The sequence below is a fragment of the Pseudomonas sp. P7548 genome, from assembly GCF_013386585.1.
Taxonomy (GTDB): Bacteria; Pseudomonadota; Gammaproteobacteria; order Pseudomonadales; family Pseudomonadaceae; genus Aquipseudomonas.
This window is the reverse complement of the sequence record NZ_JACARO010000201.1, coordinates 1-496: the sequence shown is the minus strand read 5'-3', so window position 1 is coordinate 496 and position 496 is coordinate 1. Positions and strand designations below refer to the sequence as shown.

The following is a 496-nucleotide window of genomic DNA, read 5'->3' as shown; positions in this document are numbered from 1 at the left end:
GCGCTGATGTTCGAAAACGTTGCGCGCCTCAAGCGCGGCGAGCCGGTGTTTTTCTATGCCTGGGCGCCGTCGTGGATGACCAACACCATGGTCCCCGGCAAGGACGTGGTGTGGTTGCCGACGCCGTTTGATGCCTTGCCGGGCAACGTGCCGAGCACCACCAGCGCCCTCACCCCAGGCGTGGAAGGGTGTGCAGGCGGCGCCGATCCGTGCCGCATGGCGATGGCCGCGTGGAACTGGTACGCGATTGGCAACAAGCAGTTCATCGCAGCCAACCCGGCGGTGAAGGCGCTGGTGGAACAGATGACATTCCCGCAGTCGACTTGGAGCTACTGGGAAAAAACCATCAGCCAGGACGGCTCCAGCGAACGCAACATTCGCAAGCTGGCGGATGACTGGATGAGTGAAAACAAAGCCACCTTCGACGGCTGGGTCGCCACCGCCAAAGCCGCCAAATAACCCGGCATGTAACCCGTTCTCCTGTGGGAGCCGGGCT

General features: G+C 62.7%; 1 protein-coding gene. It reads left to right on the top strand.

The genetic code is table 11. The annotated features are described in order from the left end of the window. Positions 1 to 459, top strand: a 459-nt coding sequence (locus tag HX803_RS32235; RefSeq protein WP_306172776.1) for a glycine betaine ABC transporter substrate-binding protein, incomplete at its 5' end; no start/stop codon positions are given. Between the last annotated feature and the right edge of the window lie 37 nt (positions 460 to 496).